This is a genomic window from Geodermatophilus sp. SYSU D00705 (genome assembly GCF_054050135.1).
In genome coordinates this window covers 20033-37525 of sequence record NZ_JBJGYT010000039.1, presented here as the reverse complement: position 1 = coordinate 37525, position 17493 = coordinate 20033, and the positions used below count along the sequence as shown (strand labels likewise).

Genomic DNA, 17493 nt, shown 5'->3' with positions numbered 1-17493 from the left:
CACGGGCGGCGGCGGCTATGACTGGGGCCGGGGGCGAGGAGCTGGGGGGCGGGGGGCCGGGGCGAGAGCGGCCAACCCCCACGGAACCGCCGCCGTACACGTGCGAGATCGGCGATCTCGCCGGAGACAGGGGGAACACACGATGGCGGGTCGCGGTACCGGACCGGACTTCGTCGAGGCACTGGCACGGGGCCTGGACGTGCTGGCCTGTTTCGACGCCGACCACCGGAGCATGACGCTGTCGGAGGTGGCCACGGCGGCGGGGCTGGCCCGCCCGACCGCACGCCGGCTGCTGCTCACGCTGGAGGAGCTCGGCTTCGTCCGCGCGGTCGGCAACGCCTTCCAGCTCACCCCGAAGGTGCTCACCCTCGGCATGGCCTACGTCGGCGCCCTGGGCCTGTGGGACATCGCCCGGCCGCACATGGAGGCGCTGGTCGCCAGGACCGGCGAGTCGTCGTCCATGACGCAGCTCGACGGCTCGGACGTCGTGTACGTGGCCCGGGTGTCGGTGCCCAAGCTGATCACGCTGCGGGTGGAGATCGGGACGCGGTTCCCGGCGGTGCAGACCTCGCAGGGCAAGGTCCTGCTGGCCGCCCTGACGCCGGCCGAGCTCGAGGCGACGCTGGCCGAGCCCAGCCGCGCCGGGCTGCCCGCCTACATCGGCCGCGCCCCGGACCAGCTGCGGGAGGAGCTGGTCGACGTCCGGGCGCGGGGCTGGGCGCTGGCCGACGAGGAGCTCGCCCCGGGGATCCGCTCGGTCGCCGTCCCGGTGCGCGACGCCTCCGGCGCGGTGCGCGCCGCCATGAACGTCACCGTGCACGCGGCCGAGACCTCGACGGCGCACCTGCTCGGCGAGCACCTGCCCAAGCTGCTGCGCACCGCGGGGGACGTCAGCGCGGAGTGGGCGGTGTGGCAGTCCCGCCCGCACCGCGACGTCGCGCGGGTGGCCGAGGGCGGCACCGCGAGCGCCTGACGACGGCCGCGGGAGCATCGCAGCGAGCGCCGGCGAGCGAGGAGCGGACCGGGGCGCGGAGTGGCCCGGGTCAGCGCCCGACCCCCCGCGCGGGCGGCGGCGGGAGTCCCTACGGTCGAGGCGGAGCCCCCCGCCGGTCCGACAGGAGATGCCATGTCGCACAACGAGCTGCCCCCGCCGTCCGCGCGCGCCCGCGAGCTCTACGACCGCATGGTCGCCTTCATGCGCGAGGAGGTGCTGCCGGCCGAGGCGGAGTACCTGGCCGCCCGCCGGGAGGCCGGCCCCCACGGTCACGAGGTGCCCGCGGTGGTCGAGACCCTCAAGCAGAAGGCGCGCGAGCGGGAGCTGTGGAACCTGTTCCTGCCGGCGGAGTCCGGGCTGACCCAGCTCGAGTACGCCCCCATCGCCGAGCTGTCCGGGTGGAGCCTCGACCTCGCACCGGAGGCGATCAACTGCGCCGCCCCCGACACCGGCAACATGGAGCTGCTGCACCTGCTGGGCACCGAGGAGCAGAGGAAGCAGTGGCTGGAGCCGCTGCTTCAGGGCGAGATCCGCTCGGCCTTCGCCATGACCGAGCCGGACGTCGCCAGCAGCGACGCCACCAACATCGGCACCCGCATCGAGCGGTCCGGCGACGAGTACGTGATCAACGGCCGCAAGTGGTGGACCAGCGGCGCGATGGACCCCCGCTGCGCCCTGTTCATCACCATGGGCAAGACCGACCCGACGGCGCCGGCGCACCGGCAGCAGACGATGGTGATCGTGCCGCGGGAGACCCCCGGCGTGACCGTCGTCCGCGACTACCCGGTGATGGGCCACCACGACCAGCACGGCCACGCCCAGGTCCGCTTCGAGGACGTCCGCGTGCCCGCGGCCAACGTGGTCGGCGAGGAGGGCGGCGGGTTCGCCGCCGCGCAGGCGCGGCTGGGCCCCGGCCGCATCCACCACTGCATGCGGGCTCTCGGCGCGGCCGAGCGCGCGCTGGCGCTGCTCACCGCGCGCGCCAACGAGCGCGTGGCGTTCGGCGGCCCGCTGGCCGACCAGGGCGTCGTCCAGCAGGCGGTCGCGGAGTCGCGGCTGGAGATCGAGCAGGCCCGGCTGCTGTGCCACCGCGCCTGCCAGGTCATCGACACGCTGGGCAACAAGGCCGCGAAGGACCTCGTGGCGATGGCGAAGGTCGCCGTGCCCCGGGCGGCGACCCGCGTCATCGACCGCGCCATCCAGGTGCACGGCGGTGCCGGCATGACCGACGTGACGCCGCTGGCGGCCATGTACGCCTGGCACCGGGCGATGCGGCTGTTCGACGGCCCGGACGAGGTGCACCTGCGGTCGATCGCCCGCGCCGAGCTCAAGCGGGAGCCGCTGCTGCCCCCCGGCCGGGTGGTCGTCGAGTGATCGGCGGGCGGGTCCCGGTGCCGTGGAAGGGCGGTGCCGGGGGCCGCCTCTAAGGTTCCGCTCGTGGAGCAGCAGGCGGTGACCGGGATCGTGCGGCGGTACTGGGACGGGTTGTGGAACCGGCGGGAGCTCGGCGTCATCGACGAGCTGATCGGCGAGCCCTACGTCCGGCACTCCTCGGCCGGCACCCGGTCGCTGACCCGCGCGGAGTTCAAGCGCGAGGTCGCCAACTCCTGGCAGCTGCTGCACGACCCCGCCACGACCGTCGACGACCAGGTCACCGAGGGCGACCGGGTGTGGACCCGCGCCACGACGACCGGGGTGAACCTGGACACCGGCGACACCTCGGTGGTCACCTGGCTGGTGGTGCACCGGGTGGCCGACGGGCGGATCGTGGAGTCCTGGAGCGCGACGCTGCCCGGGGTGGACTGGCGCTGACCGTCAGCCCAGGTCGCGCAGCTGCTGGGCGCGGCGCACCCGGCGGCGGCTGACGAGCACGTAGAGCAGCACGAACAGCAGGACGCCGACGCCCATCCCGGTGAGCGTCCAGCGCAGGCCGATGACGTCGGCGAGCAGGCCCAGCGGCAACGCGGCGATGCCGAAGGCACCGAAGCTGAGCATGATCAGCGACTGCACGCGGCCGTGGTACTCCATGTCCGACAGCGCGATCAGCTGCGACTGGTTGGTCGTCTGGAAGGCGAGCATCGCCCCGCCGATCAGCAGCAGGACGGCGACCGCGACGGCGGCGTTCGGGGTCACCGCCAGGGCGCAGATGGCCAGGCCGAACAGCGCCCCCGAGCCGGCGAACACCCGGCCCTCCCGCGCCCGGGACGAGCGCCTCCCGAGCAGCAGGCCGGCCGTGACGCCGCCGACGGCCGACATCGCCGAGAGCACGCCGTAGCCGACCGAGCCGAGCCCGAACAGGTCGCTGGAGATGGTCGGCATGAACGCCAGGTACGGCATCCCGCACATCGTGACGCCGATGCCGCACCAGGTCAGCGCGGACAGCTCGGGGTGCCGGCGGACGTAGCGGACGCCGTCGGCCAGCTCCCCCAGCGGCGAGCGGTCCGACGGCTCCCCGCGCCGGCGACCGGGCGGGAGCGCCCCCGTGAGCAGGACGCCGACGGTGGCCAGCCCGGCGCTGGCGAGGAACACCGCCTCCGTGCCCCAGGCGACCGCGCCGACGACGACACCGGCCAGCGCGGGACCGACCACCCGGTTGACCTCGGCGTTGACCAGCAGCAGCGACACCGCCTGCGGCACCGACCCGCGCGGCACGAGCTCGGACAGGAACGCCATCCGGGCGGGGTTGAACAGCGCGAACCCGACCGCCTGCAGGACGCCGGCGCCCAGCAGCATCCAGTACTGGATGACGTCGAAGACGACGGCCAGGCCGATCCACGCGCTCGAGGCGGCGAGGATCAGCACCGACAGCTGCAGCACCAGCCGCTTGGGCAGCCGGTCGGCGGCCACCCCGCCCCAGGGGGTCGCGATCAGCAGCGCGATGCCGAAGGAGAGCAGCACCCCGCCGAGGGCCGCGTTGGAGCCGGTGAGCTCGAAGGCCAGCCAGCTGCGGGCGATGGCCTGCCCCATGACGCCGAGGAACACCGCGGCGGCGTTGAGGTAGAGCACGAGGAAGCCGCCGATGCGCAGGATCCCCAGCGCCCCCAGGGGCGGCGGGGTCGCCGGCTGCGCGGTGGCGACCCCCGGGTCCGGCGTGGTCTCCGCGCTCATGTCCCCCTCGATCCGGCAGACCCTCCGCCTGCACCCTGCCGGTCTACCACCGCGGCGGCACCGGCCCCGACTGCCCTTCCGGCACGGGGACGACGTCTCCGCGCGCCCCCGCTCAGCGGCCCTGCCAGACCGGCGTCCGCTTCTCGGCGAACGCGGTGGCGCCCTCGCGCGCATCGGCGCTGGTGAACACCGGCGCGACCAGCTCCGCCTGCCGGGCCCAGCCCTCCTCCGTCGTCCAGTCGGCGCTGCCGCGGGCGACCTGCTTGGTGACCGCCAGCGCCAGCGGCCCGTTGGCGGCGATGGTGGCGGCCAGCTCCAGGGCGCCGTCCAGCGCGCCGCCCGGCGGGGTCAGCCGGTTGACCAGCCCCACCTCGGCCGCGCGCGGGGCGCCCAGCGGGTCGCCGGTCAGCAGCATCTCCATCGCCACGTTGGGCGGCACCCGTCGCGGCAGCAGCAGCGCGCCGCCGCCGGCGGCGACGAGTGCGCGCTTGACCTCCGGGACGCCGAAGCGGGCGTCCTCCGCGGCGACGACGAGGTCACAGGCCAGCACCAGCTCGAAACCGCCGGCCAGCGCCCAGCCCTCGACGGCGGCGAGGAAGGGCTTACGCGGCGGGGTCTGGGTGATCCCGCACAGCCCGCGGCCCTCGATGGCCGGGGTCTCCCCGCGCAGGAAGGCCTTGAGGTCCATGCCGGCGGAGAAGGTGCCGCCCGCGCCGGTGAGGACGCCGACCCGCAGCCCGTCGTCGGCGTCGAGCTCGTCGACCGCCGCGGCCACCGCCTCGGCCACCGACCGGGTGAGCGCGTTCCGCGCCTCCGGCCGGTTGATCGTGATGACCTGGACGTCATCGCGCCGCTCGACCAGCACCTCGTCCGTCACGGGACCTCCTCCGGAGTCGTCTGGGGTTCGCCGGCCCGGGCCGGGTCGGGTCAGTCGGCCTGGACGACGGCGCCGGCGTCCAGCAGCCGCTGCACCTCGTCGTCGGGGACGCCCCAGGCCCGCAGCGCCGTCCGGGTGTCCTGCCCGGGGCCGCGGGGGGCGGCGCGCACCGCGCCGGGGGTGCGGGAGAACCGGGGCGCCGGGCCGGGCTGGGGGTGCCCGCCGGCGTCGGTGAACGTGCCGCGGGCGGCCATGTGCGGGTGGGACGGCGCCTCGGTCAGCCCCAGCACCGGGGTGACGCAGGCGTCGGTGTCGGCGAAGACCGCCGTCCACTCGTCGCGGCTGCGGGTGGCGAGGACCTCGGCGATGATCTCCCGCTGCTCGGGCCACCGGTCGACGTCGTACTGCCCGCCGGGCAGGTCGCCGGTCAGCCCCAGGCCGGCGAGGAACTGGGCGTAGAACTGCGGCTCGATCGCCCCGACCGCCACGTGCCGGCCGTCGGCACAGGCGTAGGTGTCGTAGAACGGGGCGCCGCCGTCGAGCAGGTTGACCGCGCGCCGGTCCTGCCACATGCCGGCCCCGAGCATCCCGTACACCATCGTGACCAGGGAGCTCGCGCCGTCGACCATGGCGGCGTCCACGACCTGGCCCTGCCCGCTGCTGCCGCGCTCCAGCAGCGCGGCCAGCACACCCACGACGAGGAACATGGCCCCGCCGCCGAAGTCGGCGCCGATGTTGAGCGGGACGATCGGCTTGTCCGCCGTCCCGATGGCGTGCAGGGCGCCGGTGAGGCCGAGGTAGTTGATGTCGTGCCCGGCGCGGGCGGCCAGGGGACCGTCCTGGCCCCAGCCGGTCATCCGCGCGTAGACCAGCCGGGGGTTGCGGGCCAGGCAGTCGTCGGGGCCCAGGCCCAGCCGCTCGGTGACACCGGGCCGCAGGGCCTCCACGAGCACGTCGGCGGACTCGACCAGCCGGAGGACGAGGTCGCGGCCGTCGGGGCTCTTGAGGTCGACGGCGACCGACGGGCGGCTGCGGTGCAGCGCCTCCTTGGCCGGCGACACCAGCTGGGTGCCACCGCCGGGGCGGTCGACACGGACGACGTCGGCGCCCAGCTCGGCCAGCAGCATGCAGGCGTAGGGAGCGGGGCCCAGCCCGGCCAGCTCGACGACGCGGATGCCGGCGAGGGGGCCGGAGGGGGACGGCACGCCGGTCACGCTAGCAACCTGTGACGGCGGCCACCGGCCACTACGTTCGGGCCGGTGGGCAGCGAGCGCTGGTTCGAGGACTACGTGCCGGGGACGACCGCGGAGGTCGGCCGGCTGCGGGTGGAGGAGGCCGACGTCGTCGACTTCGGCCGGCGCTTCGACCCGCAGCCGTTCCACGTCGACGCCGAGGCCGCCGCGGCCGGGCCGTTCGGCGGGCTGATCGCCAGCGGCTGGCACACCTGCGCGCTGATGATGCGGCTGTTCGCCGACGAGTACCTCTCCCCCGCCTCCAGCCTCGGCTCCCCCGGCGTCGACGAGCTGCGCTGGATCGCGCCGGTGCGGCCCGGCGACGAGCTGACCCTGCGGACCACCGTCGAGGAGGCCCGGCGGTCGCGCTCCAAGCCAGACCGCGGCCTGGTGCGCACGCGCATCGAGCTGATCGACCAGGACGGCGTGGTCGTGCTGAGCATGGTGGCGATGAACCTGATCCGCGCCCGCCCGGCGGCCTGAGTCACAGGCAGTCGACGAGGGTCCGCCAGAACTCGACCGGCTCGTCCTCCGGGCCGCCCCACAGCCGCTGGGTGAGCAGGACGGCGACCAGGTCGCGGGTGGGGTCGGCCCACGCGCTGGTCCCGGTGCCGCCGTCCCAGCCCCACCGGCCGGGGGGCGCCCAGGAGCGGACGTGCTCGACGCAGACGCCGACCTGCAGGCCCCAGGAGATCCCGGGCCCGAGGGAGCCGGCCGCGGCGGCCCGCTGCGCGCTGCTCAGGGCGTCGGCGGTCATCGCGGCGACCGCGCCGGCCGGCAGGAGCGGAGCACCGCCGTCGGCCAGCGCGGCGTAGAAGGCCAGCACCTCGGGCGCCGTCGACACGAGGCCCGCGGCCAGGCCCTCGAACCGCGGCGGCCGGCCGAGGCCGCCGGGCGCGTCGACCTCCTCGAGGCCGGCGTCGGTCGATACGTAGCAGGTGGCCAGCCGGTCCGGGTGCGGCGTCCAGAAGGCGGTGTCCACGAGCCCGAGTGGCCCGGTGACCCGCTCGGCCAGCAGGTCGGAGACCGACCGGCCGGTGGCCCGGGCCAGCAGGACGCCGAGCACGTCGCTGGCCAGGTGGTAGAGCCAGACGTCGCCGGGCTGCGCGGCCAGCGGGAGCTCGCCGAGCCGCCGCAGGTACTCGTCCGGCTCGACCGCCGGCGACCACGGGCCGGGCCCGATCTGCCGCTCCTCGACGGCGCGGTCCAGCGGGCTGCCGTCCCAGAGACCGCCGAAGCCGGGGGTGTTGGTCAGCAGGTGCCGGAGGGTGATCGGCCGCTGCGCGGGCACGGTGTCCGACAGGGGCCCCGACCGGTCGCGCAGGACGCGCGGTGACGCCAGCTCCGGCAGCCAGGGGTCCACCGGGTCGTCGAGGCCGAGGACGCCGTCCTCCACCAGCGTGAGCGCGAGCGCCCCGGCGAACGGTTTGGTCACCGAGGCGAGCCGGAACAGGGTGTCCTCCCGCATCGGCGCCGTCCCCCCGACCGCGGTGGTGCCGCCCGTGAGCACCTCGGTCCGCCCGCCGTGCCGCACGGCGGCGACGAAGCCGGGCAGCCGGCCGCTGTCGACCTGCCGCTGCAGCACGGCACGGACGGGTCCGGGGCGCAGGCTCATGCCGGTGTCGACCCCCGCCGGCCCCGGTACTCATCGGCCCTCCGTCGGATCCCCGTCCGAGATCGCCTGAGCCGCTGCGGACTCCGGGGGCGGCCCCCGGGCGCGAGCCACCGATGAGTTCCGCGGGGTGGGCCGGTCCACCAGGACGTACGCCGTCGAGCCACCGAGTGGAGACCCGGCATGACCAGCCCCGCACACCCCGGCCGCATGCTCTTCGTGAGCATCCCCGTCGCGGACCTCGAGCGCAGCACGGCGTTCTTCAGCGAGCTCGGGTTCGGCTTCGACCCCTCGTTCACCGACGAGACCGCCGCGTGCATGCTGGTCGGCGAGCACGCCTTCGTCATGCTGCTCAGCCGGGAGAGGTTCGCGGAGTTCGCCAAGCTGCCGATCGCCGACCCCACCACACACACGCTGGCGCTGTACTCCTTCAGCGTCTCCTCCCGCGACGAGGTCGATGCGGTCAGCGCCGCTGCGCTCGCGGCGGGCGGCACCGAGGCGGACGGCGCCGAGGACCACGGCTTCATGTACTCACGCAGCTTCTTCGACCTCGACGGCCACGGCTGGCAGGTCATGTGGATGGACCCGGCGGCGGAGCGGGGTCCCGAGGCGGTCGCGGCCTCGATGCAGGACGCCGACGCCCCGGCCTGAGTCGACGCGTGGCCGGCCGGCGCCGCCCCGGTCGAACGGTCCGTTCAGGCTGAGGCCACCAGCCCTGCCGAGGAGGAGCGCACGACGGAGATGGAGCTCGAACTGGCCGTGCGGGTCGTGCAGCTGACGCCTCCCGGCTCGGCGTGCTCGATCGGGATGGGCACCGGGCCGGCCGCCTACGACCAGACGCCGCCCGGCTCGGTCGGGGGTCGTCCCCGCGTGCACCCCCTGTGACGCGCCGAGCGGCCGGAGCCGGCCTCGCCCAGGTGTACCGGCGCTTCGGCGAGGACGACGCCACCGGCACCTCACCGCTGTACGCGCGGATCGCCGTCGCCCTGAGCGAGTCGGACGAGGCGGTGCACGCCATCGGCGCGGCGCCGGCGCGCCAGCGGCACCCCGCGGTGGTCCTCGCCGCGCTGCACGACCTCGCCCTCGCCGGACGCGCCCCGGCGCTCGCCGCGGCCTGGACCGCCTCCGACACCGACGCTGCCGCCGCCGCTGCGGTCGACACGCTGCTGCGGATGACCGACGCGGTCGTGGCCACCGCCGCGCGCCGGCGGATCCGGACCCTGGAGACCGCGCACTGCGCCGTGCTGTACCCGGCCGTCGCCGAGGCGGCGCGCCGGGTGGGCGCGAACGCGGTCGGGCTGGTCGACGTGGGCTCGCCGGCCGGGCTGAACGTGCTCGTCGACCGCGTCGGCATCGCGTACGGCGACGGGCGGTCGCTGGGCGACCCGTCCTCCCCCGTGCAGCTGGCGACGACGGTCGTGGGGAGGCGGCCGGTCCCGACGGCGGCGGTCCCCGAGGTCGTGGCCCGGGTCGGCGTCGGCCCCGACCCGGTCGACGTGACCGACGCCGACGACGTCCGGTGGCTGCGCGCCTGCCTGCCACCCGACGACACCGAGCGGGCCGCGCGGCTGGACGCGGCGATCGCGGTGGCGGCGGCGGACCCTCCGGAGCTGGTGCGCGGCGACGCCGTCGAGCTGCTGCCCGACGCCCTCGCCCGTGTACCCGCGGACGCCCTGCCCGTCGTCACCACCACGTGGGCGCTGTCGCAGTTCCCGCTCGAGCGCCGCCTGCGCTTCCTGCACCGCCTGGACGAGGTGGCGGCCGGCCGGACGGTGGCGTGGGTGTCGGCGGAGGGAGTGGGGGTCGCGCCGGCGATCCCGACACTCGGCGACCGCCGCGCCTCCGGCCACAGCACCCTGGGCCTCGCGGTGTTCGACGGGCCGGCCCTGCACGCCGAGGCCGTCGGCCGCTGCTGGTCACGGGGCCGCCTGCTGGCGTGGCTGGCGTGACCCCCCGCGCGGGACTGTCCCCGTGCGGTGGTGGCGAGCGCTCGACAGTCCGCGCGGCGTCTTCTGGTCGCACGTGGGCGCGGCGGTCGTCATGGTGGCCTTCGGCGTGCTCGTGCTCGCCCACGGGGACGACGACCAGCGGGTCATCGGTGCCGCGGCGCTGCTGGTCGCGGTCGTCAACGCCGCGATGGGCGTGGGCGCGTGGCGGGGACTGAGGACGTCCGAGGGACCGGCCGACGACCGGCGGCAGAGCTGACGACTCACGCCCCGACGGCCGCCAGCAGCCGGGCGCGGGCCGGGGCGAGCGAGGGGCCGTACCAGGTGAGGTCGCGGCCGGAGACCAGCGCGCAGCGGGTGCCGGGGAACGCCTCGGGGCCGTCGTCCGGGGTGAAGACGTAGGGCTCGTCGGGCAGGACGACGGCGTCCGGCGCGGCCGCGGTGATCTCCTCCACCTCGACCCGCGGATAGCGGGCGTCAGCTCCGGCGAACACGTTGACCAGACCGATCCTGGCCAGGACGTCGCCGGTGAACGTACGGGCGCCGACGACCATCCACGGGTCCCGCCAGACGGGGACGGCGACCCGCAGCCCGATCTCCGCCGCCGGCTCGGCCCAGACCGCGGCCGCGTCGGCCAGCCAGCCCGGCTCTCCCACGTCGAGCACCTCGGCGAACAGCCTGCGCATCGAGGCCAGTGCCTGGTCGACCGACTCGATCACCGTCACCCACACCGGGACGCCGGCCGCCCGCAGCCGGTCGACGTCCAGCCTCCGGTTCTCCTCCTGGTTGGCGACCACCAGGTCGGGGCGCAGCGCCTCGACCGCCGCCCGGTCGGGGTTCTTCGTGCCACGCACCCGCGCGACGTCGAGGCCGGCCGGGTGGGTGCACCAGTCGGTGGCGCCGACCAGCCGGTCGGGCACGGTGACCGCCAGCGCCTCGGTGAGGGAGGGCACCAGCGAGACCACCCGCCGCGGCGGCCGCGGCAGGTCGACGTCCGTCCCCAGGTCGTCGGTGAGCACCGTCAGACGTTGCGCCGGTACTGGCCGCCCACCTCGAAGAACGCGTCGGAGATCTGGCCGAGCGAGCAGACGCGGACGGCGTCCATCAGCTCGGCGAAGACGTTGCCGCCCTCCGTCGCCGCCTGCTGCAGCCGGGCGAGCGCCGCGGGCGCCTCGTCGGCGTGCCGGGCGTGGAAGTCCGCCAGCCGCGCCAGCTGCGACTCCTTCTCCGCCTCGGTGGCGCGGGCGAGCTCCAGCGGCTTCGGCGGGGTCTGGTCGCGGTGCGGGTCGAGGAAGGTGTTGACCCCGACGATCGGCAGCGACCCGTCGTGCTTGCGGTGCTCGTACAGCATCGACTCGTCCTGGATCCGGCCGCGCTGGTAGCCGGTCTCCATGGCGCCCAGCACTCCCCCGCGCTCGGCGATCCGGTCGAACTCGGTGAGCACCGCCTCCTCGACGAGGTCGGTGAGCTCGTCGATGACGAAGGAGCCCTGCAGCGGGTTCTCGTTGCCGGCCAGTCCCCACTCGCGGTCGATGATCATCTGGATGGCCAGGGCCCGGCGGACGGAGTGCTCCGACGGTGTGGTCACCGCCTCGTCGTAGGCGTTGGTGTGCAGGCTGTTGGCGTTGTCGTAGATGGCGCAGAGGGCCTGCAGCGTCGTCCGGATGTCGTTGAAGTCCATCTCCTGCGCGTGCAGCGACCGGCCCGACGTCTGCACGTGGTACTTGAGCTGCTGCGACCGGGTGTTCGCTCCGTACCGCTCCTTCATCGCCACCGCCCAGATGCGGCGGGCGACGCGGCCGATGACCGAGTACTCGGCGTCCATGCCGTTGGAGAAGAAGAAGCTCAGGTTGGGCGCGAAGTCGTCGATGGCCATGCCCCGCGCCAGGTAGGACTCCACGTAGGTGAAGCCGTTGGCGAGGGTGAAGGCCAGCTGGCTGATGGGGTTCGCCCCGGCCTCGGCGATGTGGTAGCCGGAGATCGAGACCGAGTAGAAGTTGCGCACCGAGTGGTCGATGAACCACTCCTGGATGTCGGCCATGCACCGCAGCGCGAACTCGGTGGAGAAGATGCAGGTGTTCTGGCCCTGGTCCTCCTTGAGGATGTCGGCCTGCACCGTGCCGCGGACGTTGGCCAGCACCCACGCCCGGATCTCCTCGGCCTCGGCGGCGTCGGGCTCGCGGCCCTCCTCCGCGCGGAAGGCCTCCAGCCGCTGGTCGATCGCGGTGTTGAGGAACATCGCCAGGATCGCCGGCGCCGGGCCGTTGATCGTCATCGACACCGAGGTCGTCGGGCTGCACAGGTCGAATCCGGAGTAGAGGACCTGCATGTCGTCCAGCGTCGCGATGGAGACCCCGGAGGTGCCGACCTTGCCGTAGACGTCCGGCCGCGGGTCGGGGTCGCGCCCGTAGAGGGTGACCGAGTCGAACGCCGTCGACAGCCGGGTGGCCTCGCTGCCGGCCGAGAGGAGCTTGAAGCGGCGGTTGGTGCGGAAGGCGTCGCCCTCGCCGGCGAACATGCGCGCCGGGGCCTCGCCGGCCCGCTTGAACGGGAACACCCCGGCGGTGAACGGGTAGAAGCCGGGGAGGTTCTCGCGGCGCAGGAAGCGCAGCAGCTCCGCCTCGTCCTTGGTCCGCGGCAGCGCGACCCGGCGCACGGGGTTGCCCGAGAGCGTCTCGCGGGTCAGCGGCGTGCGGATCTCCCTGCCACGGACGGTGTAGACGTACTCGTCGCCGGAGTAGTCCTCGACCCGGTCCGGCCACTCCTCCAGCAGGGAGCGGACCTCGGGCAGCAGCTCGCTGTCGGCGGCCTCCAGCAGCTCCCGCACCCGCCCGGTGGCCGGGTCGTCCCCCAGCAGGTCGGCGGTGGTGCGCAGCGCCTGCCGGCGGCCGACCACCTCGGCCTGCTGCTCGGTGGTCGCGTGGTGGGCGCGGACCGCCTCGGCGATCTCGGCCAGGTACCGCGAGCGCTGCGCCGGCACCACCGAACTCAGCCCGGAGGAGGCGCGCACGTCGACCCGCGGCAGCACGCCCGCCCCGACCGGCAGCCCCCTCTCCGCCAGCAGCCCGAGCAGGTGCTGGTAGAGCGCGGTGACGCCGTCGTCGTTGAACCGGGCGGCGCTCGTGCCGTAGACCGGCATCTCCTCCCACGGAGACCCGAAGGCCTCGCGGTTGCGCAGCATCTGGCGGGCGACGTCGCGGCGGGCGTCCTCGGCCCCGCGGCGCTCGTACTTGTTGATCGCCACGACGTCGGCGAAGTCGAGCATGTCGATCTTCTCCAGCTGCGACGCGGCGCCGAACTCCGGCGTCATCACGTACAGCGCGACGTCGGAGAACGGCACGATGCCGGCGTCGCCCTGCCCGATGCCCGGCGTCTCGACGACCACCAGGTCGAAGCCCGCGGCCTTGACCGCGCACAGCACGTCGTCGAGGTGCTCGGGGGTCTCCGCGCCGGCCGAGCGGGTGGCCAGCGAGCGGAAGAAGGTGTGCGAGCCCTCGCCGGTCTCCAGGGCGTTCATCCGGATCCGGTCGCCGAGCAGCGCCCCACCCCCGCGGCGCCGGGTCGGGTCGATCGCCAGGACGGCGACCCGCAGCTTGTCCTCCTGGTCGGTGCGCAGCCGCCGCAGCAGCTCGTCGGTGAGCGAGGACTTGCCCGAGCCGCCGGTGCCGGTGATGCCCAGGACCGGCACCGTGCGCGTCGCGGCCGCCTCCCGCAGCCGGGTGGCCAGCCCCTCGTCGCGGCCGGCCTCGAGCACCGTGATCGCCCGTGCCAGCGCCGCGGGGTCGCCGGTGAGCAGCGCCTCGACGTCCGGCCCCCGCTCGGTCAGGTCGACGTCGCAGGCGCGGATCAGCTCGTTGATCATCCCGGGCAGGCCGAGCCGCTGGCCGTCCTCCGGGGAGAAGATCGTGACCCCCCGCTCGCGCAGCAGGGCGATCTCCTCGGGCACGATCACGCCCCCGCCGCCGCCGAACACCTGCACGTGCCCGGCGCCCGCGGCGGCCAGCCGCTCCCTCAGGTACGTGAAGTACTCGACGTGCCCGCCCTGGTAGGAGGAGATCGCCACGCCCTGCACGTCCTCCTCCAGGGCCGCCCGCACCACGGCGTCCACGCTGCGGTCGTGCCCGAGGTGCACGACCTCGGCGCCCTGGGCCTGCAGCAGCCGCCGCATCACGTTGATCGCCGCGTCGTGGCCGTCGAACAGGCTGGCCGCGGTCACGAACCGCACCGGGTGGACGGGGACGTGCAGGTCGGACGCCGAGGCGGGCATGCCACTCCCTGGTCTCCGGCCCGCGGAGACCCCGGGCCGAATTAGTTGGACGTCCTAGTATCTCGTCCGCAGAGGGCCGGTGTCCAGCACCGACGAAGGGCCCTGGAGCCGCCGCCGGCGCGGCGGGACGGTCGGGGCCCGGCCGGCCCAGGAGGCGCCATGGCAACGACCCGCTTCACCGAGCTCACCGGCTGCTCCGTGCCGGTGCAACAGGCGCCGATGGGGGCGGTGTCCACACCCGCCCTCGTCGCCGCGGTCGCCGAGGCCGGCGGCGTGGGGACGGTGGGCGCGATCGGCATGACGGCGGACCAGGTGGTCCGGACCGTCGACGGGGTGCGGGCGCGCACCGCCGGCGTCATCGCGGTGAACGTCCTCACCGAGGACGTCGACGAGGAGGTCGTCACCGCCGCAGCCGAGCGGGTGCGGCTGCTCGACTTCTTCTGGCTGACCCCCCGGACGCGGCTGGTGGAGCTGGCCCACGCCGCCGGTGCACTGGTGGGCTGGCAGGTCGGCTCGGTCGGCGAGGCGCGCGCCGCGGAGGACGCCGGGTGCGACCTGGTGACGGTGCAGGGCACCGAGGCCGGTGGCCACGTGCGGGGCACGCAACCGCTGCGCGTGCTGCTGGACGACGTGCTCGGCGCCGTCCGGGTGCCCGTGCTGGCCGCCGGCGGCATCGCGTCGGGGCCCGCGCTCGCCGCGGTGCTCAGGGCCGGCGCAGCAGGCGCCCGGATCGGCACGCTGTTCGTCGCGACCGAGGAGTCCGGGGCCCATCCGGACTACCGGCAGGCCCTGGTGGGCGCCTCCGCCGGGTCGACCGTGGTGACCGGCTCCTTCGCCGTGGAGTGCCCGCTGTGCGCGACCAGCCCGCGGGCCAGGGTGCTGCGCAGCGCCGTGGAGCGGGTGGCCCGGTTCGACGGTGAGTTCGTCGGCACCCTCCGGGCGCGCGGTGCGGAGGTGCCCCTGCCGCGCGGAGCGGGCATGCCCCCGATCGCGGCGGTGTCCGGATCGGTCGACGCGATGGCCCTGTACGCCGGGGAGGGGGTCGGTGACGTGACCGCGATCCGGCCGGCCGCCGAGGTGGTCGCCGAGGTGGCGACCTGGGCGGACCAGTCTCTCGGCTCCGGTGTCGGGGAGTCACCGCGCGGCGATGTCGTCGCGCCGACTCAGCGTGGCGGCTCCGGCTCGCCGTCGGCGTCCACGTCGCCGAGGGGGCGCTGACACCAGGCGACGTCGTGCCAGCGGCCGTGCTTCCAGCCGACCCGTCGGTAGGTGCCCACCGGCTCGAACCCCAGCGCCCGGTGCAGGCCGGTGCTCGCGTCGTTGGGCAGCGCGATGCCGGCGAGGGCCATCCGGTAGCCGCGGGCGGCCAGCCGGTCGAACAGGGCGGCGTAGAGCGCTCGGCCGGCCCCGGGGCGGCGGCGTCCCTCCTCGGTGTAGACGCTGACCGACACCGACCAGCGGTAGGCGGGCCGCGCGTTGAACGGCGCGCCGTAGGCGTAGCCGGCGACCCGGCCGCCGTCCTCCAGCACCACCCAGGCGTGCGTGGCGAGGGCCGCGGTGATCCGGGTCGCCATCTCCGGGGTCGTCGGGGGCTCGGTCTCGAAGGAGATCGCGGTGTCGCGGACGTAGGGGGCGTAGAGCTCCGCGCAGGCCGCGGCGTCGTCGACGGTCGCGTCCCTGACCAGCCATCCCGTGCTCACCGGGCCCATCCAACCCGGGTTCCGGCCGGTCGGCGCAGGCGCACCGGAGCGCCGCCGTAGCGTTGACGGCATGAGTCACGCGCACCCCGAGCTCCGCACACCCCCGCCGCTCCCGGACGGCGGCCTGCGGGTGGTCGCCCTCGGCGGTCTCGGGGAGATCGGCCGCAACATGACGGTCTTCGAGTTCGCCGGGAAGCTGCTGATCGTCGACTGCGGGGTGCTCTTCCCCGAGGAGCACCAGCCGGGGGTCGACGTGATCCTCCCGGACTTCACCTCGATCCGGGACCGGCTGGACGACGTCGAGGCGATCGTGCTCACCCACGGGCACGAGGACCACATCGGTGGCGTGCCCTACCTGCTGCGCGAGCGCCCCGACATCCCGCTGGTCGGGTCGAAGCTGACGCTGGCGTTCGTCGACGCCAAGCTCAAGGAGCACCGCATCCGGCCGGCGACCCGCCAGGTGCGCGAGGGCGACGAGCTGACGTTCGGGCCGTTCGACTGCGAGTTCGTGGCGGTCAACCACTCCATCCCCGACGCGCTCGCCGTCGCCATCCGCACCCCGGCCGGGATGGTGCTGCACACCGGCGACTTCAAGATGGACCAGTTCCCGCTGGACCGGCGCATCACCGACCTGCGCGCGTTCGCCCGGCTCGGTGAGGAGGGGGTCGACCTCTTCCTCACCGACTCCACCAACGCCGAGGTGCCGGGGTTCACCACCTCCGAGGGCGAGCTGGTGCCGGCGATCGAGACGGTGTTCCGCACCGCGCCGAAGCGGGTCATCGTGTCCAGCTTCGCCAGCCACGTGCACCGCATCCAGCAGATCCTCGACGTCGCCGCCGCGCACGGGCGCAAGGTCGCCTTCGTCGGCCGCTCGATGGTGCGCAACATGGGCATCGCCCGCGACCTCGGCTACCTCACCGTGCCGCCCGGCCTGCTGGTCGACATGAAGGAGCTGGAGAAGCTCCCCGCCGACCGGGTCTGCCTGATCTGCACCGGTTCCCAGGGCGAGCCGATGGCCGCGCTGTCGCGCATGGCCAACCGGGACCACGTCATCCGGATCACCGACGGCGACACCGTGCTGCTGGCCAGCTCGCTGATCCCGGGCAACGAGAACGCCGTCTACCGGGTGATCAACGAGCTGACCCGCTGGGGCGCCAACGTCGTCCACAAGGGCAACGCGAAGGTGCACGTCTCGGGCCACGCCAGCGCCGGGGAGCTCGCCTACTGCTACAACGTCGTCCGCCCGCGCAACGTCATGCCGGTGCACGGCGAGTGGCGGCACCTCCGGGCCAACGCCGACATCGCGATCCGCACCGGCGTGCACCCGCGCGGCGTGGTCATCGCCGAGGACGGCGTCGTCGTCGACCTGGTGAACGGCAAGGTGCGCATCACCGGCAAGGTGCCCGCGGGCAACGTCTACGTCGACGGCGCCACCGTCGGCGAGGCCACCGAGGCGCACCTGCGCGACCGTCGCACGCTGGCCCAGGAGGGCGTCATCACCGTGGTGGCGATCGTGGACGCCGACACCGGCGCCCTGGCCGAGGAGCCGGACTTCCTCGCCCGCGGCTTCGTGCACGACGAGGCGACGTTCGAGACGGCGATCCCGGTGATCGAGAAGGCGCTGGCGAGGGCGGCCGAGGAGGGCGTCGGCGGGGCGGTGCAGCTGGAGCAGCTGATCGCCCGCGCGGTGGGTTCGTGGGCGAACAAGACCTACCGCCGCAGCCCGATGATCATCCCGATCGTCGTCGACGCCTGAG

At 74.8% G+C, this 17493-nt stretch carries 17 protein-coding genes; 10 read left to right on the top strand and 7 right to left on the bottom strand.

Going from position 1 to position 17493, the window contains the following annotated elements; translation table 11 throughout:
- Positions 1–142 precede the first annotated feature (142 nt).
- From ACI78Q_RS21000 to ACI78Q_RS20990, 3 genes are all read left to right on the top strand, one after another.
- Positions 143–973, top strand: coding sequence for an IclR family transcriptional regulator domain-containing protein (locus tag ACI78Q_RS21000; RefSeq protein ID WP_456925399.1), 831 nt, complete (start codon positions 143–145; stop codon positions 971–973).
- A gap of 153 nt (positions 974–1126) precedes the next feature.
- Positions 1127–2368, top strand: coding sequence for an acyl-CoA dehydrogenase family protein (locus ACI78Q_RS20995; protein WP_456925398.1), 1242 nt, complete (start codon positions 1127–1129; stop codon positions 2366–2368).
- Between the two features lie 63 nt (positions 2369–2431).
- A complete protein-coding gene (locus tag ACI78Q_RS20990; protein ID WP_456925397.1) occupies positions 2432–2806 on the top strand; it encodes an ester cyclase in 375 nt (124 codons plus the stop codon).
- Positions 2807–2809: 3 nt separating this feature from the next.
- On the opposite strand, the gene ACI78Q_RS20985 is transcribed toward ACI78Q_RS20990, so the two are convergent.
- The 3 genes from ACI78Q_RS20985 to ACI78Q_RS20975 all read right to left on the bottom strand — a co-directional run bounded on the left by ACI78Q_RS20985 (position 2810) and on the right by ACI78Q_RS20975 (position 6184).
- On the bottom strand, positions 2810–4102 hold the full coding sequence (locus tag ACI78Q_RS20985) for an MFS transporter (RefSeq protein ID WP_456925396.1): 1293 nt from the start codon (positions 4100–4102) through the stop codon (positions 2810–2812).
- 112 nt (positions 4103–4214) lie between these two features.
- Positions 4215–4979, bottom strand: coding sequence for a crotonase/enoyl-CoA hydratase family protein (locus ACI78Q_RS20980; protein WP_456925395.1), 765 nt, complete (start codon positions 4977–4979; stop codon positions 4215–4217).
- A 50-nt stretch (positions 4980–5029) separates the two neighbouring features.
- Positions 5030–6184, bottom strand: coding sequence for a CaiB/BaiF CoA transferase family protein (locus ACI78Q_RS20975; RefSeq protein ID WP_456925394.1), 1155 nt, complete (start codon positions 6182–6184; stop codon positions 5030–5032).
- Positions 6185–6238: 54 nt separating this feature from the next.
- Here ACI78Q_RS20975 and ACI78Q_RS20970 point away from each other — a divergent pair, with 54 nt between their 5' ends.
- Positions 6239–6694, top strand: a complete 456-nt coding sequence (locus tag ACI78Q_RS20970; RefSeq protein ID WP_456925393.1) for a MaoC family dehydratase — start codon at positions 6239–6241, stop codon at positions 6692–6694.
- Position 6695: 1 nt separating this feature from the next.
- On the opposite strand, the gene ACI78Q_RS20965 is transcribed toward ACI78Q_RS20970, so the two are convergent.
- Positions 6696–7826 (bottom strand): serine hydrolase domain-containing protein, encoded by a 1131-nt coding sequence (locus tag ACI78Q_RS20965; RefSeq protein ID WP_456925392.1) that lies wholly within the window; start codon positions 7824–7826, stop codon positions 6696–6698.
- A 180-nt stretch (positions 7827–8006) separates the two neighbouring features.
- On the opposite strand from ACI78Q_RS20965, the gene ACI78Q_RS20960 reads away from it, so the two are divergent.
- From ACI78Q_RS20960 to ACI78Q_RS20945, 4 genes are all read left to right on the top strand, one after another.
- Complete coding sequence (locus ACI78Q_RS20960) at positions 8007–8474, top strand: VOC family protein (protein ID WP_456925391.1); 468 nt, start codon at positions 8007–8009, stop codon at positions 8472–8474.
- 90 nt (positions 8475–8564) lie between these two features.
- Complete coding sequence (locus tag ACI78Q_RS20955) at positions 8565–8708, top strand: hypothetical protein (protein WP_456925390.1); 144 nt, start codon at positions 8565–8567, stop codon at positions 8706–8708.
- The gene (locus tag ACI78Q_RS20950) at positions 8705–9772 is read left to right on the top strand and encodes a DUF2332 domain-containing protein (protein ID WP_456925389.1); all 1068 of its coding nucleotides are present in this window, start codon (positions 8705–8707) and stop codon (positions 9770–9772) included. Before ACI78Q_RS20955 ends, ACI78Q_RS20950 begins: the two co-directional genes overlap by 4 nt.
- 22 nt (positions 9773–9794) lie before the next feature.
- Positions 9795–10028: a hypothetical protein gene (locus ACI78Q_RS20945; RefSeq protein ID WP_456925388.1), complete on the top strand. Its 234-nt coding sequence runs from the start codon at positions 9795–9797 to the stop codon at positions 10026–10028.
- A 4-nt stretch (positions 10029–10032) separates the two neighbouring features.
- On the opposite strand, the gene ACI78Q_RS20940 is transcribed toward ACI78Q_RS20945, so the two are convergent.
- Both ACI78Q_RS20940 and icmF read right to left on the bottom strand, forming a co-directional pair.
- On the bottom strand, positions 10033–10788 hold the full coding sequence (locus ACI78Q_RS20940) for a helical backbone metal receptor (protein WP_456925387.1): 756 nt from the start codon (positions 10786–10788) through the stop codon (positions 10033–10035).
- Between the two features lie 2 nt (positions 10789–10790).
- Positions 10791–14036, bottom strand: a complete 3246-nt coding sequence (gene icmF, locus ACI78Q_RS20935) for a fused isobutyryl-CoA mutase/GTPase IcmF (protein WP_456925386.1) — start codon at positions 14034–14036, stop codon at positions 10791–10793.
- A 159-nt stretch (positions 14037–14195) separates the two neighbouring features.
- On the opposite strand from icmF, the gene ACI78Q_RS20930 reads away from it, so the two are divergent.
- A complete protein-coding gene (locus ACI78Q_RS20930) occupies positions 14196–15254 on the top strand; it encodes an NAD(P)H-dependent flavin oxidoreductase (protein WP_456925385.1) in 1059 nt (352 codons plus the stop codon).
- On the opposite strand, the gene ACI78Q_RS20925 is transcribed toward ACI78Q_RS20930, so the two are convergent.
- Positions 15200–15736, bottom strand: coding sequence for an N-acetyltransferase family protein (locus tag ACI78Q_RS20925; protein ID WP_456925384.1), 537 nt, complete (start codon positions 15734–15736; stop codon positions 15200–15202). The two genes, ACI78Q_RS20930 and ACI78Q_RS20925, sit on opposite strands and share 55 nt — an antisense overlap.
- Before the next feature lie 70 nt (positions 15737–15806).
- On the opposite strand from ACI78Q_RS20925, the gene ACI78Q_RS20920 reads away from it, so the two are divergent.
- Complete coding sequence (locus ACI78Q_RS20920) at positions 15807–17492, top strand: ribonuclease J (RefSeq protein WP_456925383.1); 1686 nt, start codon at positions 15807–15809, stop codon at positions 17490–17492.
- Position 17493: the final 1 nt, after the last annotated feature.

What these genes read in the sequence shown, in the direction of transcription:
- ACI78Q_RS21000 (WP_456925399.1), top strand. Translation starts at nt 143, where the DNA reads ATGGCGGGTCGCGGTACCGGACCGGACTTCGTCGAGGCACTGGCACGG.
- ACI78Q_RS20995 (WP_456925398.1), top strand. Translation starts at nt 1,127, where the DNA reads ATGTCGCACAACGAGCTGCCCCCGCCGTCCGCGCGCGCCCGCGAGCTC.
- ACI78Q_RS20985 (WP_456925396.1), bottom strand. Translation starts at nt 4,102, where the DNA reads ATGAGCGCGGAGACCACGCCGGACCCGGGGGTCGCCACCGCGCAGCCG.
- ACI78Q_RS20965 (WP_456925392.1), bottom strand. Translation starts at nt 7,826, where the DNA reads ATGAGCCTGCGCCCCGGACCCGTCCGTGCCGTGCTGCAGCGGCAGGTC.
- ACI78Q_RS20960 (WP_456925391.1), top strand. Translation starts at nt 8,007, where the DNA reads ATGACCAGCCCCGCACACCCCGGCCGCATGCTCTTCGTGAGCATCCCC.
- ACI78Q_RS20955 (WP_456925390.1), top strand. Translation starts at nt 8,565, where the DNA reads ATGGAGCTCGAACTGGCCGTGCGGGTCGTGCAGCTGACGCCTCCCGGC.
- icmF (WP_456925386.1), bottom strand. Translation starts at nt 14,036, where the DNA reads ATGCCCGCCTCGGCGTCCGACCTGCACGTCCCCGTCCACCCGGTGCGG.
- ACI78Q_RS20930 (WP_456925385.1), top strand. Translation starts at nt 14,196, where the DNA reads ATGGCAACGACCCGCTTCACCGAGCTCACCGGCTGCTCCGTGCCGGTG.
- ACI78Q_RS20920 (WP_456925383.1), top strand. Translation starts at nt 15,807, where the DNA reads ATGAGTCACGCGCACCCCGAGCTCCGCACACCCCCGCCGCTCCCGGAC.